At 73.8% G+C, this 23734-nt stretch carries 22 protein-coding genes and 1 tRNA gene; 18 read left to right on the top strand and 5 right to left on the bottom strand.

Annotation, left to right across the window (positions count from 1 at the left end; all coding sequences use genetic code 11):
* Positions 1-94: 94 nt before the first annotated feature.
* Together N0B34_RS12055 and N0B34_RS12050 are read right to left on the bottom strand one after the other, a co-directional pair.
* Positions 95-1024: an aldo/keto reductase gene (locus N0B34_RS12055; RefSeq protein WP_263731646.1), complete on the bottom strand. Its 930-nt coding sequence runs from the start codon at positions 1022-1024 to the stop codon at positions 95-97.
* Positions 1025-1055: 31 nt separating this feature from the next.
* Complete coding sequence (locus N0B34_RS12050) at positions 1056-1922, bottom strand: aldo/keto reductase (protein ID WP_263731645.1); 867 nt, start codon at positions 1920-1922, stop codon at positions 1056-1058.
* A 137-nt stretch (positions 1923-2059) separates the two neighbouring features.
* Between N0B34_RS12050 and N0B34_RS12045 the strand changes: the two genes are divergently transcribed.
* A complete protein-coding gene (locus tag N0B34_RS12045; RefSeq protein ID WP_263731644.1) occupies positions 2060-3004 on the top strand; it encodes a LysR family transcriptional regulator in 945 nt (314 codons plus the stop codon).
* 366 nt (positions 3005-3370) lie between these two features.
* On the opposite strand, the gene N0B34_RS12040 is transcribed toward N0B34_RS12045, so the two are convergent.
* Together N0B34_RS12040 and N0B34_RS12035 are read right to left on the bottom strand one after the other, a co-directional pair.
* Positions 3371-3443: transfer RNA gene (locus N0B34_RS12040), tRNA-Arg, on the bottom strand.
* A 76-nt stretch (positions 3444-3519) separates the two neighbouring features.
* A complete protein-coding gene (locus N0B34_RS12035; RefSeq protein ID WP_263731643.1) occupies positions 3520-4176 on the bottom strand; it encodes a FadR/GntR family transcriptional regulator in 657 nt (218 codons plus the stop codon).
* Positions 4177-4327: 151 nt separating this feature from the next.
* Here N0B34_RS12035 and argS point away from each other — a divergent pair, with 151 nt between their 5' ends.
* From argS to rho, 6 genes are all read left to right on the top strand, one after another.
* Positions 4328-6007: an arginine--tRNA ligase gene (gene argS / locus N0B34_RS12030; protein ID WP_263731642.1), complete on the top strand. Its 1680-nt coding sequence runs from the start codon at positions 4328-4330 to the stop codon at positions 6005-6007.
* On the top strand, positions 6004-7362 hold the full coding sequence (lysA, locus tag N0B34_RS12025; protein ID WP_263731641.1) for a diaminopimelate decarboxylase: 1359 nt from the start codon (positions 6004-6006) through the stop codon (positions 7360-7362). Before argS ends, lysA begins: the two co-directional genes overlap by 4 nt.
* Positions 7363-7488: 126 nt before the next feature.
* Positions 7489-8802 carry a homoserine dehydrogenase gene (locus N0B34_RS12020; RefSeq protein ID WP_263731640.1) on the top strand — a complete coding sequence of 438 codons (1314 nt, stop codon included), beginning with the start codon at positions 7489-7491 and terminating at the stop codon, positions 8800-8802.
* Entirely contained in the window at positions 8802-9893 is a 1092-nt protein-coding gene (gene thrC, locus N0B34_RS12015; protein WP_263731639.1) for a threonine synthase, read from the top strand. Before N0B34_RS12020 ends, thrC begins: the two co-directional genes overlap by 1 nt.
* A 3-nt stretch (positions 9894-9896) precedes the next feature.
* Complete coding sequence (thrB, locus tag N0B34_RS12010) at positions 9897-10835, top strand: homoserine kinase (RefSeq protein WP_263731638.1); 939 nt, start codon at positions 9897-9899, stop codon at positions 10833-10835.
* A 335-nt stretch (positions 10836-11170) separates the two neighbouring features.
* Entirely contained in the window at positions 11171-13273 is a 2103-nt protein-coding gene (gene rho, locus N0B34_RS12005) for a transcription termination factor Rho (RefSeq protein ID WP_263731637.1), read from the top strand.
* Between the two features lie 45 nt (positions 13274-13318).
* On the opposite strand, the gene N0B34_RS12000 is transcribed toward rho, so the two are convergent.
* Positions 13319-14488, bottom strand: a complete 1170-nt coding sequence (locus N0B34_RS12000) for a glycosyltransferase family 4 protein (protein WP_263731636.1) — start codon at positions 14486-14488, stop codon at positions 13319-13321.
* A 171-nt stretch (positions 14489-14659) separates the two neighbouring features.
* Here N0B34_RS12000 and rpmE point away from each other — a divergent pair, with 171 nt between their 5' ends.
* The 11 genes from rpmE (at position 14660) to atpA (ending at position 23732) form a co-directional block, all read left to right on the top strand.
* The gene (gene rpmE, locus N0B34_RS11995) at positions 14660-14872 is read left to right on the top strand and encodes a 50S ribosomal protein L31 (RefSeq protein ID WP_263731635.1); all 213 of its coding nucleotides are present in this window, start codon (positions 14660-14662) and stop codon (positions 14870-14872) included.
* A 132-nt stretch (positions 14873-15004) separates the two neighbouring features.
* On the top strand, positions 15005-16105 hold the full coding sequence (gene prfA / locus N0B34_RS11990; protein ID WP_263731634.1) for a peptide chain release factor 1: 1101 nt from the start codon (positions 15005-15007) through the stop codon (positions 16103-16105).
* Entirely contained in the window at positions 16102-17085 is a 984-nt protein-coding gene (gene prmC, locus N0B34_RS11985; RefSeq protein WP_263731633.1) for a peptide chain release factor N(5)-glutamine methyltransferase, read from the top strand. The genes prfA and prmC overlap by 4 nt, the downstream gene beginning before the upstream one ends.
* Complete coding sequence (locus N0B34_RS11980; protein WP_263731632.1) at positions 17082-17750, top strand: L-threonylcarbamoyladenylate synthase; 669 nt, start codon at positions 17082-17084, stop codon at positions 17748-17750. The genes prmC and N0B34_RS11980 overlap by 4 nt, the downstream gene beginning before the upstream one ends.
* A complete protein-coding gene (locus N0B34_RS11975; protein ID WP_263731631.1) occupies positions 17747-18856 on the top strand; it encodes an MraY family glycosyltransferase in 1110 nt (369 codons plus the stop codon). The genes N0B34_RS11980 and N0B34_RS11975 overlap by 4 nt, the downstream gene beginning before the upstream one ends.
* Positions 18856-19335, top strand: coding sequence for a hypothetical protein (locus N0B34_RS11970; protein ID WP_263731630.1), 480 nt, complete (start codon positions 18856-18858; stop codon positions 19333-19335). Before N0B34_RS11975 ends, N0B34_RS11970 begins: the two co-directional genes overlap by 1 nt.
* Before the next feature lie 154 nt (positions 19336-19489).
* Positions 19490-20290: a F0F1 ATP synthase subunit A gene (gene atpB / locus N0B34_RS11965; protein WP_263731629.1), complete on the top strand. Its 801-nt coding sequence runs from the start codon at positions 19490-19492 to the stop codon at positions 20288-20290.
* Between the two features lie 93 nt (positions 20291-20383).
* On the top strand, positions 20384-20626 hold the full coding sequence (gene atpE / locus N0B34_RS11960) for an ATP synthase F0 subunit C (RefSeq protein ID WP_291763071.1): 243 nt from the start codon (positions 20384-20386) through the stop codon (positions 20624-20626).
* On the top strand, positions 20623-21216 hold the full coding sequence (locus N0B34_RS11955) for a F0F1 ATP synthase subunit B (RefSeq protein ID WP_263731628.1): 594 nt from the start codon (positions 20623-20625) through the stop codon (positions 21214-21216). The genes atpE and N0B34_RS11955 overlap by 4 nt, the downstream gene beginning before the upstream one ends.
* On the top strand, positions 21216-22028 hold the full coding sequence (locus tag N0B34_RS11950; protein WP_263731627.1) for a F0F1 ATP synthase subunit delta: 813 nt from the start codon (positions 21216-21218) through the stop codon (positions 22026-22028). The genes N0B34_RS11955 and N0B34_RS11950 overlap by 1 nt, the downstream gene beginning before the upstream one ends.
* A 78-nt stretch (positions 22029-22106) precedes the next feature.
* The gene (gene atpA / locus N0B34_RS11945; protein WP_263731626.1) at positions 22107-23732 is read left to right on the top strand and encodes a F0F1 ATP synthase subunit alpha; all 1626 of its coding nucleotides are present in this window, start codon (positions 22107-22109) and stop codon (positions 23730-23732) included.
* The last annotated feature ends 2 nt before the right edge of the window (positions 23733-23734 follow it).

Below are 23734 nucleotides of genomic sequence, written 5' to 3'. Positions count from 1 at the left end.
CCGCCGCCCGGCGCACCGGTGCGCGGCCGGCCCGAGCGCGACCGAGCCCGGCCGGGACGGACCCGACCGGGCTCGGCTCCGCCGGTCATGCCTCTCAGGGGACGATGTACCCCGCCGCGGTGAACAGCTCGTACCACTGCGCACGGGTCAGCTGCAGGTCCGAGCCGGCGGCGGCGTCCGCCACCCGGTCCGGTCGGGTGGTGCCCAGCACCACCTGCATCTGCGCCGGGTGCCGGGTGATCCACGCGGTCGCGATCGCCGTGGGCGTCACGTCGTGCTCCGCCGCGAGGCGGTCGATCACCTCGTTGAGCTCGGGGTACTCCGCCGAACCGAGGAACGGACCCTTGAAGAAGCCCGCCTGGTAAGGGGACCACGCCTGCACGGTGATGTCGTGCAGGCGGCAGTAGTCCAGCACGCCGAGGCTGCGGTCCACGGACTGCTGCTCGTCCCGCATGTTCATCGCCACGCCCTGGGCGACGATGTCGGCGTGCGTCAGCGACAGCTGCAGCTGGTTGGCCACCAGCGGCTGGCCGACGTACCGGCGCAGCAGCTCGATCTGGCCCGGTGTGTGGTTGGACACCCCGAAGTGGCGCACCTTGCCCGCCGCCTCGAGGTCGTCGAACGCCCGCGCGACCTCCGCGGGCTCCACCAGCGCGTCCGGCCGGTGCAGCAGCAGGATGTCGATGCGGTCCGTGCCCAGCGCCGCCAGGGACCCGTCCACCGACTCCACGATGTGCTGGTACGAGAAGTCGAAACCGGCACCGCGGACGATGCCCGCCTTGGTCTGGATCACCAGCTCGTCCCGGTCGGCGGGGGTGAGCCGCATCGCCTGGGCGAACCGCTCCTCGCACTCGTGCAGGCGGGTGCCGTACACGTCGGCGTGGTCGAGAAACGTGATGCCGGCGTCGCGGGCGGCGGCCAGCAGCGCGCGGATCTCCTCGTCCGACTTGTCGGCGATCCGCATCAGGCCGAGCACGACGTTGGGCACGGTCAGGTCCGTGCCGGGCAGGGTGAACGTCTTCATGTCAGCGTCTCTCCCGTGGGTTCGGACCGGCTCAGGCGTCGGCGCCGGAGAGGAGCGCGACCTCGTCGGCCGAGAGCTGCAGCTCGGCGGCCTTGACGGAGTCCTGGATGCTCGTCGGGCGCGAGGCCCCCGGGATCGGGATGACGACGGGCGCGAGCGCGAGCTCCCAGGCGAGGGTGACCTGCTGCGGGCTGACGCCGTGCGCGTCCGCGACCTGCTGGAAGGCGCCGTGCCGGGAACCCACCTCGCCCGCGCGGGTGATCCCACCGAGCGGGCTCCACGGCAGGAACGCGATACCGAGCTCCGCACAGTGCTCCAGCTCGCCCTGCGACGAGCGGAACGCAGGGGAGAACTGGTTCTGCACCGAGACCAGCCGGCCGCCCAGGAGCTCGTTCGCCTGGTCGATCTGCTCGACGTTCGCGTTGGAGATCCCCGCGAGCTGGATCACGCCCTCGTCGAGCAGCTGCACGATCGCGCCGATCGAGTCGGCGTAGGGCACCTTCGGGTCGGGCCGGTGGAACTGGTACAGCCCGATCGCCTCGACGCCGAGCCGCTTGGCGGAGGCCTTGGCGGCCTCCAGCAGGTGCTCCGGACGGCCGTCCTGGGTCCACGAGCCGTCGCCCGGGCGCAGGTGACCGCCCTTCGTGGCGACCAGCACCTCCGAGGTGTCCCCGCCGTAGCTGCGCAGGGCCTTGGCGATCAGCTCCTCGTTGTGGCCGACCTCGCCCGCGTGCAGGTGGTACGCGTCGGCGGTGTCGATCAGGGTCACGCCCGCGTCGAGGGCGGCGTGGATCGTGGCGATCGACCGGGCCTCGTCCGGCCGGCCCTCGATGGACATCGGCATGCCGCCGAGGCCGATCGCGCTGACCGTGCGGGGGCCGAGGGTGCGCTGCTGCATGAGGGAGAACCCTTCGTCGTCGTCGGCCCGGCCGATGGTCCCGGACCGTCGTCCTCGACCCTAGGGAGGGCTAATCTAGAAGTCCAACGACTACGAGTGATGCCAGTTATGAGCATCACTCATGAAAGAGGCCACCGATGGACCTGCGGCAGATGGAGCACCTCGTCGCCCTCGCCGACGAGCAGCAGTTCACCCGCGCCGCCGCGATCTCCGGCGTCTCGCAGTCCGGGCTGTCCGCATCGATCAAGGCGCTCGAGGAGGAGCTCGGCACCTCGTTGTTCACCCGGACGACCAGGCGCGTCGAGCCGACCGACGCCGGCATGGCCCTGCTGCCGTACGCCCGCTCGATGCTCGAGCAGGCGGCCGCCGGCCGGGACGCCGTCGTGCGGTCGACGCGGGAGCTGGCCGGCTCGCTGCGGGTCGGCGCCGAGCAGTGCCTCGGCGTCGTCGACGTGCCCGCGGTCCTCGAGCGGTTCCACCGCCGGTACCCGTTGGTCGACATTCACTTCGCCCAGGCCGGCTCGCACGAGCTCGTGGGACAGGTGCGCGCCGGCGAGCTGGACCTGGCCTTCGTCGCGACGACGGAGCACGTGGCTACCGTCGCCCGCACCGTGATCGACCGGCGCCCGATCGTGCTGCTGGTGCCGCCCGAGCACCGGCTGGCGGGCAGCAGCCGAGTCGACTGGGGGCAGCTGGACGGCGAGGACTTCATCGACTTCCAGGACTCGTGGGGCGTGCGGTCGCTGAACGACGCGGCCTGCCACGCGCACGGCGTGCGACGGCGGGTGCGCTGCACGGTCAACGACATCCACACGCTGCTCGACCTGGCGCACCGCGGCCTCGGCATCGCCCTGGTGCCGCAGCACATCGCCGCCAAGCCGCAGGCCGCGGGGCTGGTCACGGTCCGCCTGCCGCAGGACACGACCCCGGAGTGGATCGTCTCGGTGGTGAGCAGCCCGACGCCGGCGGCCGCGTCGCTGGCGCCCCAGCTGCTGGAGCTGCTCGAGCCCTGCGCGGCGGATGTCGCCGCCAGCGCCGCTGCGACGGGACCGGCCGCCGACGAGCGGCTGGTGCGGGCCTGACGCCGGGCCCGCGGGCCTGACCCTCCGCCGCGTCAGGTCCTGAGGGAGGTCAGGTCGAACCGTCGGTTCCCTCCGACCCTCGGTTCGGTCGTGGCCTCGCGCCCGCTGACGTCGGCGGGGTGTTCGCCGGCGTCGCGGTGCCGCGCTCGGCACTCGGGCCGGACATGGCGCGGCCCCCGCCGGCAGGGGGTCCGGCGGGGACCGCAACGAATCTGGACGCTAGTCCTGTAGTGGCGCTCAAGGGGCCGGTTCGCGGACCGGGATCGACAGGATCACCCGGGCGAACGCACTCCCGGCGGTCCGGCGGCCATCCACCGACCGGACGACGAAGCCCCGGCCACCGCTGCGGTGACCAGGGCTTCAACGTGCCCGCGACTGGACTCGAACCAGCGGCCTTCTGCTCCGGAGGCAGACGCTCTATCCACTGAGCTACGCGGGCCTGTCGCCGTCAGCCAACCGGACGATCACTCCTCCGGCTGCGCCGCGACGCGGAGACCGAGACTACCAGCCGGCGCTCACTGCTCACGGACCAGGTCGGACAGGTACGTCGACGTCTCGTCGACCGCCCGCGCGTCGTTGCCGGCGACGATCGCGTCGATCAGCCCGTCGTGCGCGTCGTGCCCGTGGGCGTCCTCGCCGATGAAGTTGAACCGGATGTTGTCGCCGATCGCGTCGATCAGGTTCTCGTAGAGGGACAGCAGCACGGGGTTGGCGGCCGTCTCCACGATGGCGCGGTGCAGCGCGAGGTCCGTCTCCACCATCTGGTCGAGGTCGCCGGCCAGGTAGGCGGCGGAGCGGGCGTCGCGACGTGAGACGAGCGTGGCGGCGTCGGTGGCGGTGCGGCGACGCGCGGCGAGCCGGGCGGCCTCGACCTCGAGCGCCCGACGGACCTCGATCACGTCGCGCTGGCGCGCCTCGGCGATCTGGCGGCTCATGCTCACCGCCATCTCGGAGCTGGACAGCACGTACGTGCCCGAGCCCTGCCGCCGCTCCAGCAGCCCGGCGTGCACCAGGGACTGCACCGCCTCCCGCACGGTGTTGCGACCCACACCGAGCAGCTCCACCAGCGCGGGCTCGGGAGGGATCCGGGTCCCCACCCCCCACTCGCCCGAGACGATGCGGGAGCTCAGCTGTTCGACCGCGCTGTCGATCAGACCGGTACGTCGCGCCATGGGGACAGTGTGCCTGCATCGGACGCCTGCCCGGGACCGGTCGTCCGACGTCTCACCCCTCGTGCTGCCGACGCCTCACCTGCGCGGGCGCTGCTCGCGGGCCGCCCGGACGCCGACCGGGCGGCCACGTGCTGCTCGGTAGGCTGACGCGGTGACCCCCGATCAGCTCGCGCAGGCCGTGCGCGCCGCTCTCCTGGCCGCCGTGGACGACGGCAGCCTCGCCCTCGACCCGGCCGCGATCCCGGCCGAGGTGCACCTCGAGCGACCCCGTCAGCGCGAGCACGGCGACTGGTCGACCAACGTCGCGATGCAGCTGGCGAAGAAGGCCGGCGCGACGCCGCGCGCCCTGGCCGCCGACCTGGCGGGCCGCCTCGAGCAGACGCCGGGCGTCGCCTCTGTGGAGGTGGCCGGCCCGGGCTTCCTCAACATCCGGCTCGACGCGGCCGCCGCCGGCGAGCTGGCCCGCACGATCGTCGACCAGGGGCCCGGGTACGGCCGCAACACGTCGTTCGACGGCATCGCGGTCAACCTCGAGTTCGTGTCCGCCAACCCGACCGGTCCGCTGCACATCGGCGGGGTGCGGTGGGCGGCGGTCGGGGACAGCCTGGCGCGCGTGCTCGAGGCGTCGGGCGCCACGGTGACGCGCGAGTACTACTTCAACGACCACGGCGCCCAGATCGACCGGTTCGCCCGGTCGCTGGTAGCGCGGTCGCGGGGCGAGGAGGCCCCGGAGGACGGCTACGGCGGGCAGTACATCACCGACATCGCGGAGCAGGTGGTCGCCGACGCGCTCGCGGCCGGCGAGCCGGACCCGCGGACGCTGCCGGACCGCGAGGCGACCGAGGCGTTCCGCGTGCGGGGCGTCGAGCTGATGTTCGCCGAGATCAAGCAGTCGCTGCGCGACTTCGGCGTCGAGTTCGACGTCTACTTCCACGAGGACTCGCTGCACGAGTCGGGTGCGGTGGACCGGGCCGTGGAGCGGCTGCGCGAGGCCGGGCACATCTACGAGAAGGACGGCGCCGTCTGGCTGCGCACCACCACGTTCGGGGACGACAAGGACCGCGTGGTGATCAAGTCCGACGGCGAGGCGGCGTACATCGCCGGTGACATCGCCTACTACCTGGACAAGCGGGAGCGCGGCGCCGACCGCGTGGTGATCATGCTCGGCGCCGACCACCACGGCTACATCGGCCGGATGATGGCCGTCTGCGCCGCCTTCGGGGACACGCCGCACGTCAACCTCGAGCTGCTGATCGGCCAGCTGGTCAACCTGGTCAAGGACGGCGAGCCGGTGCGGATGAGCAAGCGCGCGGGCACGGTCGTCACCATCGACGACCTGGTCGACGCCGTCGGCGTCGACGCCGCCCGGTACGCCCTCGCCCGCTCGTCGACCGACTCGGCGATCGACCTCGACCTCGACCTGCTGGCGAAGGCGACCAACGAGAACCCCGTCTACTACGTGCAGTACGCCCACGCGCGCACGGTCAACGTCGGTCGCAACGCCGCCGACTCGGGGGTGCGCATCGAGGACGGTTTCGACGCCTCGCTCCTGGACCACGAGTCCGAGGCGGTGCTGCTCGGCCGGCTCGCGGAGCTGCCACGCGTCGTCGCCGCCGCCGCGGAGCTGCGCGAGCCGCACCGCGTCGCCCGCTACCTCGAGGACCTCGCCGGCGCCTACCACAAGTGGTACGACCAGCGCCGCGTCACGCCGTTCGGCGACGAGGACGTGTCCGACGTGCACCGCACGCGCCTGTGGCTGAACGACGCGACCCGCCAGGTGCTGGCCAACGGGCTGGCGCTGCTGGGTGTCAGCGCGCCGGAGCGGATGTGACCGGCCCGCTCGGGGAGCCGTGGTCGTCCGGCAGCACCAGGACGGCGGACGGGTCGCTGTCGGTCGCGGGCGTCGACGTGCACGAGCTCGCCGCGCGGTTCGGCACACCGGCCTACGTCCTGGACGAGGCGGACCTGCGCGCGCGGGCACGGGGCTTCCGCTCCGCGTTCGAGCGGGCCTTCGCCGCCCTCGGGTGCGAGGTGGACGTCTACTACGCCGGCAAGGCGTTCCTGTCCCGTGCCGTCGCGCGGTGGGTGCACGAGGAGGGTCTCCGCGTCGACGTCGCGACCGGCGGCGAGCTGGCCGTCGCGCTCGCGGCCGGCGTGCCGGGCGAGCACCTCGGCATGCACGGCAACAACAAATCCGACGAGGAGATCGCGGCGGCCCTCGACGCCGGCGTCGGCCGGCTGGTCGCCGACTCGCTGGTGGAGATCGACCGCCTCGCCGCGGCGGCCGCGGCGCGGGGACTGGTCGCACCGGTGATGGTGCGGGTGACCACCGGCGTCCACGCGGGTGGCCACGAGTACATCTCCACGGCGCACGAGGACCAGAAGTTCGGGCTGTCGATGGCGGCCGGCCCCGGCGGCGACAGCCCGGCGATGACCGCCCTGCTCGCGGTGCTGGACCGCCCGTCGCTGCGGCTGCTCGGCATCCACTCGCACATCGGCTCGCAGATCCTCGACCCGACGGGGTTCGAGGTCGCCGCGCGGCGGGTGCTCGAGCTGCGCGCCGAGCTCGCCGCGCGCGCCGGCGTGCTGGTCGAGGAGGTGGACCTCGGTGGCGGGTACGGCATCGCGTACCTGCCCGGCGAGGAGCCGATGGACACCGACGAGGTGGCGGACGGCGTCGCAGCCGCGGTGGCGGCCGCGGCGCGGGACACCCGGACGGCGCTGCCGCGGTTCTCGGTGGAGCCCGGCCGGGCGATCGTCGGGCCGGCGGGTCTGACGCTCTACACGGTCGGCACCGTGAAGCCGGTGCGCCTCGACGACGGCCGGGTGCGCACCTACGTGTCGGTGGACGGCGGGATGAGCGACAACATCCGTCCAGCTCTGTACGGCGCCCGGTACCACGCGGAGGTCGTCGGACGGTCGTCCGGGGCGGAGCCCGTGCTGGCGCGCGTGGTGGGCAAGCACTGCGAGAGCGGCGACATCGTGGTCCACGAGGTGCAGCTGCCGGGGGACGTGCACGCGGGCGACCTGCTCGCGGTGCCGGCGACGGGGGCCTACGGGAGGTCGATGGCCTCGACCTACAACCTCGTGCCCCGGCCCCCGGTGGTCGGTGTGCGCGACGGTGCGGCCCGCGTGCTGCTGCGCCGGGAGACGGTCGCGGACCTGCTGGCGCTCGACGAGGGCTGATCCGCGCGGTCTCGGGCGTCGCCGTGCGGCGCCGGGAGCGGTGTGCCCGACCCCTGATCGGCCCGGACACCGCCGCGACGGGGGCCCGTATCGTATGCGCCGACACCCCCACGAGGAGAGGTACCCGTGAGCGCTGCGCCCACCTCCGGACCGTTGCGCGTGGCCGTCCTCGGCTGCGGCGTGGTCGGCACCCAGGTGGTCCGGCTGCTCACCGAGCAGGCCGACGACCTGGCGGCACGCGTCGGGGCGCCGCTGACGATCGTCGGGGTCGCCGTCCGCAGCCTCGACGCCGAGCGCGACCCCGTCGTGGACCCCGCCCTCCTCACCACCGACGCGCAGTCCCTGGTCCGCCGGGCGGACGTGGTGGTCGAGCTGATGGGCGGCATCGAGCCCGCCCGCAGCCTGATCCTCGAGGCGATCGCCCACGGTGCCGCGGTGGTGACCGCGAACAAGGCGCTGCTCGCGCAGGACGGTCCGACGCTCTACGCGGCAGCGGAGGCCGCCGGTGTCGACCTGTACTTCGAGGCGGCCGTGGCCGGTGCCGTCCCGGTGGTGCGCGCGGTGCGCGAGTCCCTCGCGGGCGACGGGGTGCGGCGCGTGCTCGGCATCGTCAACGGCACCACCAACTACGTGCTCGACCGGATGGCCGCCGAGGGTCTCGACCTCGACATGGCCGTCAAGGAGGCGCAGGCGCTGGGCTACGCCGAGGCCGACCCGACGGCGGACGTCGAGGGGTACGACGCCGCGGCGAAGGCCGCGATCCTGGCCTCGCTCGCGTTCCACACCCGGGTCTCGCTGGACGACGTCGGTCGCGAGGGCATCACCGCCCTGACCGCGGACGACGTCGCGTGGGCGGCGCGCACCGGCCACGTGCTCAAGCTGCTCGCCATCGCCGAGCGGGTGCCCGACGAGGAGACCGGCCGGGACGGCGTCCTGGTGCAGGTGCACCCGTCGCTGGTGCCGGAGGGGCATCCGCTGGCCAAGGTCGGCGGCTCGTTCAACGCCGTGTTCGTCGAGTCCGACGCCGCCGGGGAGCTGATGTTCCTCGGCCGTGGCGCGGGCGGGGCCCCGACCGCCTCCGCGGTGCTCGGCGACGTCGTCTCGGTGGCGCGGCACCGCGTGCTCGGTGGCAAGGGTCCCGTCGAGTCGTCCTACGCGGACCTCCCGGTGCTGCCGGCCGGTGCCGGCCGGGCCCGGTACCAGGTGCGTCTGGACGTGGAGGACCGTCCGGGCGTGCTGGCCCAGGTGGCCGCCCTGCTCGCCGAGCACGAGGTGTCCATCGAGGCGGTGCGCCAGTCGCCCGCTGCCAGAGACGCCGCGCACCTGGTGATCACCACGCACGTCGCGTCCGAGGCGAACCTCCGCGCCACGGTCGCCGCGATCGCGGAGCTCGCCGTGGTGCGCGCCGTGCTGTCCGTCCTGCGAGTCGAGGGAGCCTGATGGCCCACCAGTGGCGCGGCGTGATCGCCGAGTACGCCGACCGCCTGCCCGCCCACGTCCAGCAGAAGGTGGTCACCCTCGCCGAGGGCGGTACGCCGCTGGTTCCGGCCCCCGTTCTGTCCACCCGGATCGGTGCGGAGGTGCACCTCAAGGTCGAGGGCATGAACCCGACCGGCTCGTTCAAGGACCGCGGCATGACCACCGCGATCTCGGCCGCGGCCGGACGCGGTGCGAAGGCCGTCGTCTGCGCGTCGACCGGCAACACCTCGGCCTCGGCCGCGGCCTACGCCGCGCGCGCGGGCATGGTCTGCGCCGTGCTGGTGCCGGACGGCAAGATCGCGATGGGCAAGCTGAGCCAGGCCGTCGCCCACGGGGCCCGGCTGCTGCAGGTGGACGGCAACTTCGACGACTGCCTGGTCGCCGCCCGCAAGCTGGCCGAGGCCTACCCGGTCGAGCTGGTGAACTCGGTCAACCCCGACCGCATCGAGGGCCAGAAGACGGCGGCGTTCGAGATCGTCGACTCGCTCGGCGACGCCCCGGACGTGCACGTGCTGCCGGTCGGCAACGCGGGGAACATCACCGCGTACTGGAAGGGCTACCGCGAGTACGCGGGCCTCGACGGCGGCTCGGGCCTGCCGGCCGTGGCGAGCCGCACGCCGGCGATGTGGGGCTTCCAGGCCGCCGGTGCCGCGCCGATCGTGCTGGGGCACCCGGTGGACGCCCCGGAGACGATCGCCACAGCCATCCGCATCGGCAACCCCGCGTCGTGGGCGCAGGCCGAGGACGCGCGCGACACCTCCGGCGGTCTCATCGAGTCCGTGACGGACGAGCAGATCCTGGCCGCGCACCGGTTCCTGTCGGCGCAGGAGGGGGTGTTCGTCGAGCCCGCGTCTGCCACCGGGGTCGCCGGCCTCCTGGCGCTGTCCGAGGCTGGCCGCATCCCGGCCGGCCTGCGGATCACCGTCACGGTGACCGGGCACGGCCTGAAGGACCCGCAGTGGGCGCTCCGCACCGCCGACGGCGGCGACGTGCAGCCCGTTCGCGTGTCGGCGGACGTCGTGTCCATCGCCGACGCCCTCGGCCTGGACTGAGCGATGCGCCTGGCCGCCGACCGGGTGCACGTCCGCGTGCCCGCGACGAGCGCGAACCTCGGTCCTGGCTTCGACGCGCTCGGCGTCGCGCTGTCCCTGCACGACGAGCTCGAGGTGCGCGCCGTCGGCTCCCCGGGTGCCACGGTCGAGGTCTCGGGGGAGGGTGCCGGCCAGGTGCCGGACGACGAGCAGCACCTGGTGGTCCGGGCGGTCCGTCTCGCGCTGGACCACGTGGGCGCCTCGCAGGTGGGCCTGCACCTGGTGTGCCACAACCGCATCCCGCACGGGCGGGGTCTGGGCTCGTCCGCGGCCGCGGTGGTCGCCGGCATCCTGGCCGCACGAGGCCTGATCGCCGACCCCGGTGCCCTGGACGACGACACCTGCCTCGCCCTGGCGACGCAGATGGAGGGACACCCGGACAACGCCGCCCCCGCGCTGCTCGGGGGCGCGACCGTCGCCTGGTCGGACGACTCGAGGGTGCGCGCCGCGCGGCTGCCGGTGCATCCCGACGTGCTCCCCGTGGCCGTGGTCCCGCCGCAGCACCTGTCGACGCGGACGGCCCGCAGCGTGCTGCCCGCCCAGGTGCCGCACGGGGACGCCGCGTTCGAGGCCGGCCGTGCCGCGCTGCTGGTCGAGGCGCTCGGCCGGCGGCCTGACCTGCTGCTGCCCGCCACCGAGGACCGGCTGCACCAGGAGTACCGCCGCGCCGTGATGCCGGACTCGCTCGCGCTGGTCGGAGCGCTCCGCCGGCAGGGGATCGCCGCCGTGGTGTCCGGTGCCGGACCCACGGTGCTGGTGCTGGCCCGCCGCACGGCGGACGGCGGCACGGATGCGGACGCGGCGATCGCGGCGGCGTTCGGCGGCGTGATGGCCGGCTGGCTGGTGCTGCCCCTGCCGGTGGACCCCCGCGGGGCGGTCGCCGAGCGGTCCCCCCTGAGCTGACCGGCACGGCCGCTGCCAGCACCGACGCGGGGCGTCCACAGCGCGCGACGCGCGCCGGTCGGGACGTCCGCCGGTGCTAGCATCGTGACGTTCCCCGGACCTCGTCCTCATCGCAGGAGCGACGGTTTCGCGGCCCCGGCACGGTCGGGACCGCCTGGACCGGTGCACCAGCACCCCGCACACGTTCGGCACGAGTCGACGAACGGGAACGCCCCGCCCACGTGAGCTGACGTCGTCGAACGTCTTCCGTGCGGCTCCACCACCGCCCGGTCCCGGACCGGGCGACGGCCGTCCCGACGAGCGTCGGGAGGCCCGACGAGGGGGAAGGGTCCTTCGTGACAGACACCATCGACACCGCCGTGACGAGTTCCGGCGGTACCGCCCGTTCCGGGGGGCTGTCCGCCCTCCGGCTCCCCGAGCTGCAGGCCATGGCGGCCCAGCTCGGCGTGAAGGGCACCTCGAAGATGCGCAAGGGCGAGCTGGTGCAGGCGATCGGCGCCGCACGCGGCACGGCGGGCCCGGCATCGCAGGAGAGCCGCCCGCGGGAGGCGCGGCGGGTGGCCGCCGAGCCGGTCGTCGCACCCCAGACCACGGCAGCGCTCGCGTTGCCCGAGCGCACCGACGAGCCCGCAGACCGGCCGGCCGAGCGGGCGGAGCGGCCGCCCCGGCGCGCGGCGCGGCCCGCGCGCGCACCACTGGGCTCCGGGGACGAGGAGGCTCGCCCGGTCCGTGGCGCGCAGGACGCACTTGCCGGCCTCGAGGCCGCGCTCGACGCGCGGACGACGGCGCACCAGGACGACCGCGAGGACCGCGCGGCCCGTGCGGTCGAGGCCGTCGTCGGCGTCAACGCCGAGCGCCGCAGCCGCCGCGCCGGTCGCGGCGCCGGTGCGCCCGTCCGTGCCGACGAGGCGGACCGCGCGCAGCTCCGCGCAGCCGAGCCCACGGGCGACACGGGAGCCGAGGGTCCGGACCGCCCCGACCAGGAGCGTCAGGGCGGCGAGCGTCCGGCGCAGGACCGCCTCCGCTACGAGCGCGAGGGCTTCGTCCGCGGCGACCGCCAGCAGCGCACCGAGCGCACCCAGGGCCCGGCCGGGCAGGCCGAGCGCACCGACGCGGGCGACGAGGGCGAGGGCAACGGCCGTCGTCGTCGGTCCCGGGACCGCTACCGCGACCGGGACCGCAAGCGCGGTCGCGGCCGGGGCCCCAACGGTCCGGACCTCCTCGGTCTGGACAACGAGGTCGAGCTGTCCGAGGACGACGTGCTGCTGCCCGTCGCGGGCATCCTCGACGTGCTCGAGTCCTACGCCTTCGTGCGGACCAGCGGCTACCTGCCGGGCCCGCACGACGTGTACGTCAGCCTCGGTCAGGTGAAGAAGGCCGGGCTGCGCCGCGGTGACGCGATCACCGGTGCCGTCCGCCAGCCCCGTGAGGGCGAGCTGCCGCCGGCGGGGAACCGGCCGAACAAATTCAACGCGCTGGTGCGGCTCGACACCGTCAACGGCCTGACGCCGGAGCAGGCGCGTCAGCGGCCCGAGTTCGGCAAGCTGACGCCGCTCTACCCCCAGGAGCGCCTGCGCCTGGAGACCGAGCCGACCCGGCTGACGCCCCGCGTGATCGACATCGTCGCGCCCATCGGCAAGGGCCAGCGCGGCCTCATCGTCGCGCCGCCCAAGGCCGGCAAGACGATCATCATGCAGCAGATCGCCAACTCGATCACCGCGAACAACCCCGAGGTCCACCTCATGGTCGTGCTCGTCGACGAGCGCCCCGAGGAGGTCACGGACATGGAGCGGACGGTGAAGGGAGAGGTGATCGCCTCGACCTTCGACCGGCCGGCGTCGGACCACACGATCGTCGCCGAGCTCGCGATCGAGCGGGCCAAGCGCCTGGTCGAGCTGGGTCAGGACGTCGTGGTGCTGCTCGACTCGATCACCCGCCTGTCGCGCGCGTACAACCTCGCGGCACCGGCCTCCGGGCGCATCCTGTCCGGCGGTGTCGACGCCGCGGCGCTGTACCCGCCGAAGAAGTTCTTCGGTGCCGCGCGCAACATCGAGAACGGCGGCTCGCTGACGATCGTCGCCTCGGCCCTCGTGGAGACGGGATCGAAGATGGACGACATCATCTTCGAGGAGTTCAAGGGCACCGGGAACATGGAGCTGCGGCTGTCCCGGTCGCTGGCGGACAAGCGGATCTTCCCGGCGGTGGACGTCAACGCGTCCGGCACCCGCCGCGAGGAGATCCTCATGTCCACCGACGAGCTGAAGATCGTCTACAAGCTGCGCCGGGTGCTCGGTGCGCTCGACCAGCAGCAGGCGATCGAGCTGCTGCTCGGCAAGCTGCGCGAGACGAAGTCGAACGTCGAGTTCCTGCTGCAGGTGCAGAAGACCACCCCGGGTGGCCCCTCCATCCTCGAGGACACCATCGGCCGCACGGTCTGAGGCCGTCCCGCCCGCACCGGACCGCCGGTGCGGGCGGCCCCCGCGTCAGCGACCGGCCGCCCGCACCGCCCGGCGGTACACCGCCTCGACCTGGTCCATGACCAGGTCGGCGTCGAACCGGTGCACGGCCGCGCGCTGACGCCGGACCGCGGCGGCGCGCTCCTCGTCGTCCGCGTCGACCCAGCGTGCCAGGGCGCGGGCGAGCGCACGGACGTCCCGCGCGTCCACCAGCTGCTCCTCGACGCCCGCCATCGTGGTGCGGTACCCGGCGTTGTCGCCGGCGAGCACCGGACCGCCGGCGCAGGCCAGCGCCTCGACCACCGAGATGCCAAAGCTCTCGCCGCCCGTCGAGGGCAGGACGACGAGCCCGGCACCGGCGAGCAGCTGCGCCTTCTCCTCCTCCGCCACGAACCCCGGCATGCGCACCTTCTCCGTCAGGCCACCGGTCCGCACCGCACGGTGCAGCTCGTCGACCAGCGGCCCCCCGCCGGCCAGGGTGAGGGTCCACGGCCGGCTCGTCATCCGCTCGCGCTCCATCAGCGCCAGCGCCGCGACCAGCTCCCGGGGCCCCTTGCGCTCCACGAGCCGCCCGAGGAAGACGATCTGGGTGGTCCGGCCGGCGGTGGGCTGCACGGGTCCCGCCGGGAAGGCCGACAGGTCCAGCGGCATGCCGATCGCGGTCGACGTCACGCCGAAGGCCCGGTGCGCGAACTGGCCGGCCGGCTCGGACAGGGCGATCACCTCGTGGAACCGCCGCAGCGTGCGCCGCTCCGCCAGCCCGAGCGCCCGCGTGGCCAGGGCCACGCGGCGGGAGTCCGGCAGGATCAGGAAGGTCCCGACCACGGCGACGTCGGCAGCGGCCCGCCGCACCACCCGCCCGGTGAGCAGGGGGGAGTGCGGCAGCTGCACGTGCAGCACGTCGAACGGCACCTGCGCGAGCAGTCGGCGCACCGAGGCGGCCGAGGCCGGCAGCGGCGTCCGCACCACGTTGCCGTTGACGCGCACGCCGAGGTGACGGCCCAGCACGTGGAGGTTCTCCAGGTCCGTGCGGCGGGTGGTCGAGGCGACCAGGTGGACGGTGTGCCCCCGGGCCGTCAGGTGCCGGGCGAGCGCCAGCACGTACTGCTGCACACCGTCCGGACGGTCGAGCCCGTCGTCCAGCAGCAGGCCGATGGTCAGCGGCCGCACCTCGTCGGACGGGGGCGAGGCGGACATCCGCCCAGGATAGGTGGGGCACGGAGGCGGGGTCGCCGGTGGCCGACGGCCGGTCCGGCGGGATGATTTCGGGCCGGTCCGTGGTTCTGGCATCATTGTCTGTCGGTCTGCCGGTTCACCGGCGCAGCACCTGCGTCCGGACCCGGAGACGTCCCCGAACAGGAGATCCCCGTGAAGTCTGGTATCCACCCGCAGTACGTGCCCACCACGGTGACGTGCACGTGCGGCAACACCTTCGTCACCCGGTCCACCGTGACCAAGGGTGAGATCCACGCCGACGTCTGCAGCGCCTGCCACCCGTTCTACACGGGCAAGCAGAAGATCCTCGACACCGGTGGCCGCGTGGCCCGGTTCGAGGCCCGCTACGGCAAGAAGCAGGGCTAGCACCTCGACAGCGCCGGCGCCTCGGCGCGGACCCGCCCCTCCCGGGGCCGTCCGCCCCGGGCGCCGGCGCTGTCGTGCTGTCCGGGGTCGTGCGCCGCGACCCCGCGTGAACGGTCGACCGGGAGGTCACGCATGAGCGCGTCGTTCGACGCCCTGCAGCCGGTGCTCGACGAGCACGCGGCCATCGAGGCCCGGCTGGCCGATCCGGCGGTGCACGGCGACCCGGCGGAGGCGCGGAGGCTCGGTCGCCGGTACGCCGAGCTGGGCCGCGTGGTCGGCGCCTACCGGGCGTGGCGGGCGGCCGACGACGACGCGCGGGCGGCCGCTGAGCTGGTGGAGCTCGCCGAGGGTGGCGAGGCGGCGGAGCTCGCGGCGGAGCTGCCGGCGCTGCAGGCCGCCGCGGAGGAGGCCGCCGAGCGTCTCCGGCGGGTGCTCGTGCCCCGCGATCCCGACGACGCACGCGACGTCATCCTGGAGATCAAGGCGGGGGAGGGCGGCGAGGAGTCGGCGCTGTTCGCCGCCGACCTGCTGCGGATGTACTCCCGGTACGCGGAGCGGCAGGGGTGGGCGACGCAGGTGCTCGACGCGACCGAGTCCGGCCTCGGCGGGTACAAGGACGTGCACCTCGCCGTGAAGGCGCGCGGCACCGTCGCACCGGAGGACGGCGTCTGGGCGCACCTGAAGTACGAGGGCGGCGTGCACCGCGTGCAGCGGGTGCCGGTGACCGAGTCGCAGGGCCGCATCCACACGTCGGCGGTGGGCGTGCTGGTGCTGCCGGAGGCCGACGACGAGTCCGAGGTCGACATCGACCCCGGCGACCTCCGCATCGACGTGTTCCGGTCCTCCGGTCCGGGCGGCCAGTCGGTGAACACGACCGACTCGGCGGTGCGGATCACGCACCTACCCACGGGCATCGTCGTCTCGATGCAGAACGAGAAGTCGCAGCTGCAGAACCGCGAGCAGGGGATGCGCGTGCTGCGCGCACGCCTGCTGGCGGCCCGTCAGGAGGAGGTCGCGGCGGCCGCGCAGGAGGCGCGGCGGTCCCAGGTCCGGACGGTCGACCGGTCGGAACGCATCCGCACCTACAACTTCCCCGAGAACCGGATCGCCGACCACCGCACGGGCTACAAGGCGTACAACCTCGACGCCGTGCTCGACGGCGACCTGGGGCCCGTCGTGCAGTCGGCGATCGACGCGGACGAGGCGGCCCGGCTCGCGGCCGCCACCTCGTGACGCGCGAGGGCGGTCCGGCCGGGGCAGCCGACGCCGGCCGCGCCGCCGGGCTGCGTCCCTTCGTCGACGCCGCGACGCAGCTGCTGCTCGAGGCGGGGGTCGCCTCCCCACGGCACGACGCGCTCGCGCTCGCGGCGCACGTGCTCGGCCGGGACCGCGTCGACCTCGTCCTGCCGCCCGAGCTGCCGGCCGACTTCGCGTCGCGGTTCGCCGAATTGGTGGAGCGTCGCAGGCGGCGCGAGCCGCTGCAGCACCTGGTCGGCAGCACCGGCTTCCGGTACCTGACGCTCGCGGTGGAGCCCGGGGTGTTCGTGCCGCGCCCGGAGACGGAGGTGGTCGCCGGCGTCGCGGTCGAGGAGGCCGCCCGGGTGGCGGCCGGCGGGACGGAGCCGGTCGTCGTCGACCTGTGCTGCGGATCGGGCGCGATCGCCGTCGCGGTGGCCACCGAGGTGCCGACCGCCCGCGTGACCGGCGTGGACCTCTCCGAGCAGGCCGTTGCACTGACCACCCGCAACGGCGCCGCAGCCCGCGCCGAGCACCTGGTCGCTCTGCACGGCGACGTGGCGGACCCCGCGCTGCTGTCCGGGCTGGCCGGCCGCGTGCACGTGCTGGTGGCCAACCCGCCGTACATCCCGCCGGACGCCGAGCCGGTGGACCCGGAGGTGCGCGACCACGACCCCGACCTGGCCCTGTACGGCGGCGGTGCGGACGGCCTGGACGTGCCGCGCGCCGTGCTGCGCGCGGGCGGCCGCCTGCTGGTCCCCGGTGGTCTGCTGGTGATGGAGCACGCCGAGGTCCAGGCGGAGGCCGCTCGGGACGCGGCGACGGCGACGGGGTGGTACCAGGACGTACGGACGCAGGACGACCTGACCGGCCGGCCGCGGATGCTCGTCGCGCGCCGCACCGGCCGGCCCGGGCCGCCCGGCGTGGCGGATCCCGACGAGCGGCGCCGGCCCGACGTGGGAGACTCGCGGCCGTGACCGGCGAGCAGATCCTGGACGCGACAGACCCCACGGCGTGGGGCCCGGCACTCGACGAGGCGGTCAACGCGCTGGCGCGCGGTGGTCTCGTGGTGCTGCCGACGGACACGGTGTACGGCGTGGGGGCGGACGCGTTCACACCGGCCGCCGTGCAGGCTCTGCTGGACGCCAAGGGCAGGGGCCGGCAGATGCCGCCGCCGGTCCTCATGCCGGACGTGCGCACGCTGGACGGTCTCGCCCGGGACGTGCCGGAGGCGGCCCGGGCACTGGCGGAGGCCTTCTGGCCCGGCGCGCTGACGGTCATCGTGCACGCGCAGCCGTCGCTCGCCTGGGACCTGGGGGAGACCCACGGGACCGTCGCCCTGCGCGTGCCGGACCACCCGCTGGCGCTCGCGCTGCTGCGGCGCACCGGCCCACTCGCCGTCTCGAGCGCCAACCTGACCGGGCAGCCGTCGGCGGTGACCGCGCAGGAGGCCGCCGAGCAGCTCGGGGACTCCGTGCCGGTGTTCCTGGACGGCGGCCCCACACCGGGCCCCGTGCCCTCCACCATCGTGGACGCGACGGGGGACCGCCTGCGGGTCGTCCGGCTCGGCTCGATCAGCCTCGAGCAGCTGCGTGAGGTGGCGGACGTCGACGAGCCCGCGCGGGAGGACCCCGCCCGGTGAGGGTCTACCTGCTCGTCCTCGTGCTGACGGCGGCAGTGACGTACCTGATGACGCCGCTGTCCCGGTGGCTGGCGCTGCGCTGGCACGCGATCACCGCGGTGCGCGACCGGGACGTGCACGCCGTCCCCACGCCCCGGCTGGGGGGGACGGCGATGTACCTCGGGCTGCTCGTCGCGGTGCTGGTCGCCAGCCGCCTGCCCTTCCTCGGCTCGGTGTACGCCAACCCCCGCCCGCTGATCGGCATCGTCGGCGGTGCGACGGTCGTGGTGCTGCTCGGGGCGGCCGACGACGTGTGGGACCTCGACTGGCTGACCAAGCTGATGGGCCAGGTGCTGGCGGCCGGCTTCATGGCGTGGCAGGGCGTGCTGCTCTACCAGATGCCGCTGTTCGGGGTCACGGCGTGGTCCACCCGCATCTCCATCTTCGTCACGGTGCTCTCGGTGGTCGTCGCGATGAATGCGGTCAACTTCGTCGACGGCCTCGACGGGCTGGCCGCGGGCGTCCTCGCGATCGGCGGCAGCGCGTTCCTGCTGTACAGCTACCTGCTGACGATGGGCTCCAACCCCGGCGACTACGCGAGCCTGGCGACGCTCGTGCTGGCCGTCCTGGTCGGCATGTGCGCCGGCTTCCTCCCGCACAACCTGTACCCGGCACGGATCTTCATGGGCGACTCCGGCTCGATGCTGCTCGGCTTCGTCATGGCGGCCGCCGCGATCATCGTCACGGGGCAGATCGACCCGCAGTCCGTCTCGCAGCGCGCGTCCTTCCCGGCCTACCTGCCGATGCTGCTGCCGCTCGCGGTGCTCGTGCTCCCGCTGCTGGACATGGCGCTCGCCGTGGTCCGCCGGGTGGGCGCGGGCAAGTCGCCGTTCCACCCGGACCGCCGCCACCTGCACCACCGGCTGCTCGCGCTCGGGCACTCGCACCGCCGCGCGGTCGCGATCATGTACCTCTGGACCGGTGTCTTCGCGTTCGGCGCCGCCGCCCTGGTGCGCTGGTCGACGACGACCGTCCTGATCGGCGTCGGCATCGCCGTGCTCGCCGCCGTCGCCCTCACCCTCGGCCCGCTGCGCGGCCGGTCGACCCCCCACCCGGAGGCACCCTGATGACCGCACCTGACGACGGCGCGCTGCCGGACCCCGGCCCGTCGGCCCCGACCGCGGAGCCGACGGCAGCGGACGCGGTCTTCCGCCGCGCGCTGCGCGACACCGTGCTGCTCCTCGTCGCGCTCACCGTGCTCGGTGTGCTGGTCGGCGCCCTCGTCTCCGGCCTGCCGGGCGTCTGGGGCGCGCTGATCGGCGTGGGTCTCGCTGCCGTGTTCTCCGGCACCACGGTCGTCGCGATGCTGCGCACCACGCACTCGGCGCCGCAGGTGATGGCCGGTGTGGTGATGGGCACGTGGCTGGCCAAGGTGCTCGTCGTCATCGTCGCGCTGGCGCTGCTCCGCGGTCTCGACTTCTACTCGGCACCGGTGCTCGCGGGCGTGCTGGCGCTCGGCGCCATCGGCTCCGCACTGCTCGACTACCGAGCCGTCTCGACGGGGCGGGTACCGTACGTCGAACCGGGTGACGGGGGCCGTCGGTGACCCCCCTCAACCGTGCGCAACGGACCTTCGACCATGGGTTAGGCTTGCCAACATCCATGACGGCCGGGGTGCCGATGGCCTGCCCGCACCGCTGCGGAAGGCGCCCGTTCGACCTCACGACCACCAGGAGCTTGCTCTGACCAGCCTCGCGACCATGCTGCCGTTCGCCGCCGATCAGAGCGGGACCGGCGGTTTCGAGCCGCCCTCGATCGCCGACTTCTTCCCGGCGCCCGTGCTGTTCCAGGGCACGTGGCTCGAGTTCAACCGCATCATGCTCGTGCGGCTCGTCGCCGCAGTGGTGCTGGTCACCTTCATGGTGGTCGTCGCCCGCCGCGCCCGGCTCGTGCCGGGGCGCACGCAGGCGGCGGTCGAGATGATCCTCGACTTCGTCCGGGTCAACGTCGTGAACGAGATCCTCGGCACCGAGCGCGGCAAGCGCTACGCGGCGATGCTGACGACCGTCTTCTTCGGCATCCTCGCCTTCAACATCACCGGCGCCATCCCGGGCCTGAACATCGCCGGCACGTCGCTGATCGGCCTGCCGGTGCTGCTGGCGGTCTGGGCGTACGTGACGTACCTCTCGGCGGGGGTGAAGGCCCAGGGCTTGGGCGGCTTCGTGAAGTCGAGCCTGTTCCCGCCCGGCGTGCCATGGTTCATGTACATCCTGCTGACGCCGATCGAGCTGCTGCAGGTCCTCGTCATCAGGCCCGCGACGCTGGCGATCCGGTTGATGGCGAACATGGTCTCCGGGCACCTGATGCTCGCGCTCTGCTTCGCCGCCACCCAGTACTTCGTCGTCGAGGCGGCCCCCGCCCTGAAGGCCTTCGGCGCCCTGACGCTGGTGGCCAGCCTCGCGCTGACGGCCTTCGAGGTCTTCGTCGCGGCGCTGCAGGCGTACATCTTCGTCGTGCTGACGGCGGTCTACATCAGCCTGTCGGTCGAGGCGGAGCACTGACGACGCACTGACCCACACGCACCACCCGGGGGCCTCGGCCCCGCCCACCCCGGTGCCGCCACCCGCGGCACCCACAGGAAGGAACGACCAACCGTGGACACCAGCACCATCCTGGCGGCGGCGGACACCGTCTCGGGCAACCTCGCCACGCTCGGCTACGGCCTCGCGGTGATCGGCCCGGGCATCGGCCTCGGCATCCTCATCGGCAAGACGATCGAGGGCATGGCCCGTCAGCCCGAGGTCTCCGGCCAGCTGCGCACCACCATGTTCATCGGCATCGGGTTCGTCGAGGTGCTCGGCCTCCTCGGCCTGATCACCGGGTTCCTCTTCAAGTGAGCACGGCCGCGCTCGCCGCGGCCGTCGCGACGGCCGCAACGCAGGAGCCTGACGGCGTCAACCTGCTGATCCCCCACACGTTCGACATCGTGTGGTCGCTGGTCGTCCTCATCATCATCGCCGTCCCCTTCCGCATCTGGGTGCTGCCGGCGTTCCAGCGGGTGCTGGACGAGCGGGCCGAGAAGATCGAGGGCGGCCTGGCCAAGGCGGAGTCCGCGCAGGAGGAGGCCGCGGCCGTCCTCGGCCAGTACCAGCAGCACCTGGCCGACGCCCGCGCCGAGGCGGCGCGCATCCGTGAGGACGCCCGCACCGAGGGCGCCCAGATCGTCGCCGACCTGCGCACCAAGGCGCAGGACGAGGCCGCCCGCATCCTCGAGACGGCGCAGCGCCAGGTCGAGGCGGAGCGGCAGCAGGCCGTGGTCGCCCTCCGGTCCGACGTCGGCGCGCTGGCCACCCAGCTCGCGGAGAAGATCGTCGGCGAGTCCCTGGCCGACGAGGTCCGCCGGTCCCGTGTCGTGGAGCGCTTCCTCGACGACCTCGAGGCCGACCAGGCCGCGGGTGTCGCGACGGGCCAGGGCAAGGGGGCCTGATGCGGGGAACGAGCCAGGCGTCCCTGGACGCGGTCGAGGGCCGGTGGGAGCCGGTCCTCGAGGCGGCCGGGGAGCAGGCGACCGTGCTGGGCGAGGAGCTCTACGCCCTGGTCGACGCGCTGGACGCGTCGGGGTCGCTGCGCCGCGTGCTGGCGGACCCGTCCGCGGCCGGGGAGGCCAAGGCCGCCCTCGTGGCACGGCTGCTGGCCGCCGCCGACGCCCGGACGGTCGCCGTCGCGCAGGACCTGGTCCGCTCGCGGTGGTCGGCTGACGCCGACCTGGCCGACGCCGCGCAGCGGCTCGGCACCTCGGCCGTGCTGGCGGCGGCGCAGTCGGCCGGCACGCTGGAGCAGGTGGAGCAGGAGCTGTTCGCGGTGATCGGTGCCCTGTCCGGGCAGCGGGACCTGCGGCGGGCGCTGTTCGACCCGTCGGTGCCGGGCGAGGCTCGTGCGGACCTGGCCGAGCGCGTGCTCGGGTCGCACGTCAGCGCCACGACGCTGCTGCTCGCCCGCCGTGCCGCGGCGGCCCCCCGGGGTCGGCGGTACGTCGCCTGGCTCGGTGACGTCGTCGACCTCATCGCGGAGCGCCGTCACCACCGCGTCGCGACCGTGACGGTCGCGGCCCCGCTGTCGGACGCCCAGCGCGGCCGGCTCGCCGGTCTGCTCGCGACGGCCCTCGGACGGCAGGTCGAGCTGGACGTGGTGGTGGACCCCCGCGTGATCGGCGGCCTGCGCGTCCAGTCCGGCCCGGACGTGATCGACTCGACCGTGCTCGCCCGCCTGGCCGACGCCCGCCGACAGCTCGCCGGATGACCCTTCGTCCCCGCCCGGCGGTCCCGGGCCCACGCACCCCGCGCGCGACGCGCGCGACCCACGAGGAGAACAGACACCATGGCTGAGCTGACGATCCGGCCGGAGGACATCCGCGCCGCGCTGGACAGCTTCGTGAAGTCGTACGAGCCGAAGCAGGCGGCGACCGAGGAGGTCGGGCGGGTCACGCTGACCGCCGACGGCATCGCGCAGGTCGAGGGCCTGCCCGGCGCGATGGCGAACGAGCTGCTGCGGTTCGAGGACGGCACGCTCGGGCTGGCGCTGAACCTCGACGTGCGCGAGATCGGCGTCGTCGTGCTCGGCGAGTTCGCCGGCATCGAGGAGGGCCAGGAGGTGCGGCGCACGGGCGAGGTGCTGTCCGTGCCCGTGGGCGACGGCTACCTCGGCCGCGTGGTCGACCCGCTCGGCAAGCCGATCGACGGCCTCGGTGACGTGGAGACGGAGACGCGTCGCGCCCTGGAGCTGCAGGCGCCCGGCGTCATGCAGCGCAAGAGCGTGCACGAGCCGCTGCAGACCGGTCTGAAGGCCATCGACTCGATGATCCCGATCGGCCGCGGCCAGCGTCAGCTGATCATCGGCGACCGTCAGACCGGCAAGACGGCGATCGCGATCGACACGATCATCAACCAGAAGTCCGCCTGGGCGACGGGCGACCCGAAGCAGCAGGTGCGCTGCATCTACGTCGCCATCGGCCAGAAGGGCTCGACGATCGCCTCGGTGCGCGCCGCGCTCGAGGAGGCCGGTGCCCTGGAGTACACGACGATCGTCGCGGCTCCGGCGTCCGACCCCGCGGGCTTCAAGTACCTCGCGCCGTACACCGGCTCGGCCATCGGCCAGCACTGGATGTACCAGGGCAAGCACGTGCTCATCGTCTTCGACGACCTGTCCAAGCAGGCCGAGGCCTACCGTGCCGTCTCCCTGCTGCTGCGCCGCCCGCCGGGCCGCGAGGCCTACCCGGGCGACGTCTTCTACCTGCACTCCCGCCTGCTGGAGCGTTGCGCGAAGCTGTCGGACGACCTGGGCGCCGGCTCGATGACCGGCCTGCCGGTGATCGAGACCAAGGCGAACGACGTGTCGGCGTACATCCCGACCAACGTCATCTCGATCACGGACGGGCAGATCTTCCTGCAGTCCGACCTGTTCAACGCGGACCAGCGGCCCGCCGTCGACGTCGGCATCTCGGTGTCCCGCGTCGGTGGTGCCGCCCAGGTCAAGGCGATGAAGCAGGTGTCCGGCACGCTGAAGCTCGACCTGGCCCAGTACCGCTCGCTCGAGGCGTTCGCGATGTTCGCGTCCGACCTCGACGCGGCGAGCCGGGCCCAGCTGACCCGTGGCGCCCGCCTGATGGAGCTGCTCAAGCAGGGGCAGTACAGCCCGTACCCGGTGGAGGACCAGGTCGCGTCGATCTGGGCCGGCACCAAGGGCAAGCTGGACGACGTGCCGCTGGAGGACGTGCGCCGCTTCGAGTCGGAGCTGCTGGACCACCTGCGCCGCAAGACGGACGTGCTCAGCACCATCGCCTCGACGGGCAAGCTGGAGGAGTCCACGGAGCAGGCGCTGGCCGCGGTGGTGGACGAGTTCCGTCAGGGCTTCATGCTCTTCGACGGCAGCCCGCTGGTGAAGTCCGAGGAGGACGAGCCGGTCCAGGTCGACCAGGAGCAGATCGTCCGGCAGAAGCGAGCCTGAGG

It is taken from the genome of Cellulomonas sp. SG140 (assembly GCF_025770785.1).
Taxonomy (GTDB): domain Bacteria; phylum Actinomycetota; class Actinomycetes; order Actinomycetales; family Cellulomonadaceae; genus Cellulomonas.
The sequence above is the reverse complement of the archived record's forward strand: the minus strand, read 5'-3'. Positions and strand labels throughout refer to the sequence as shown.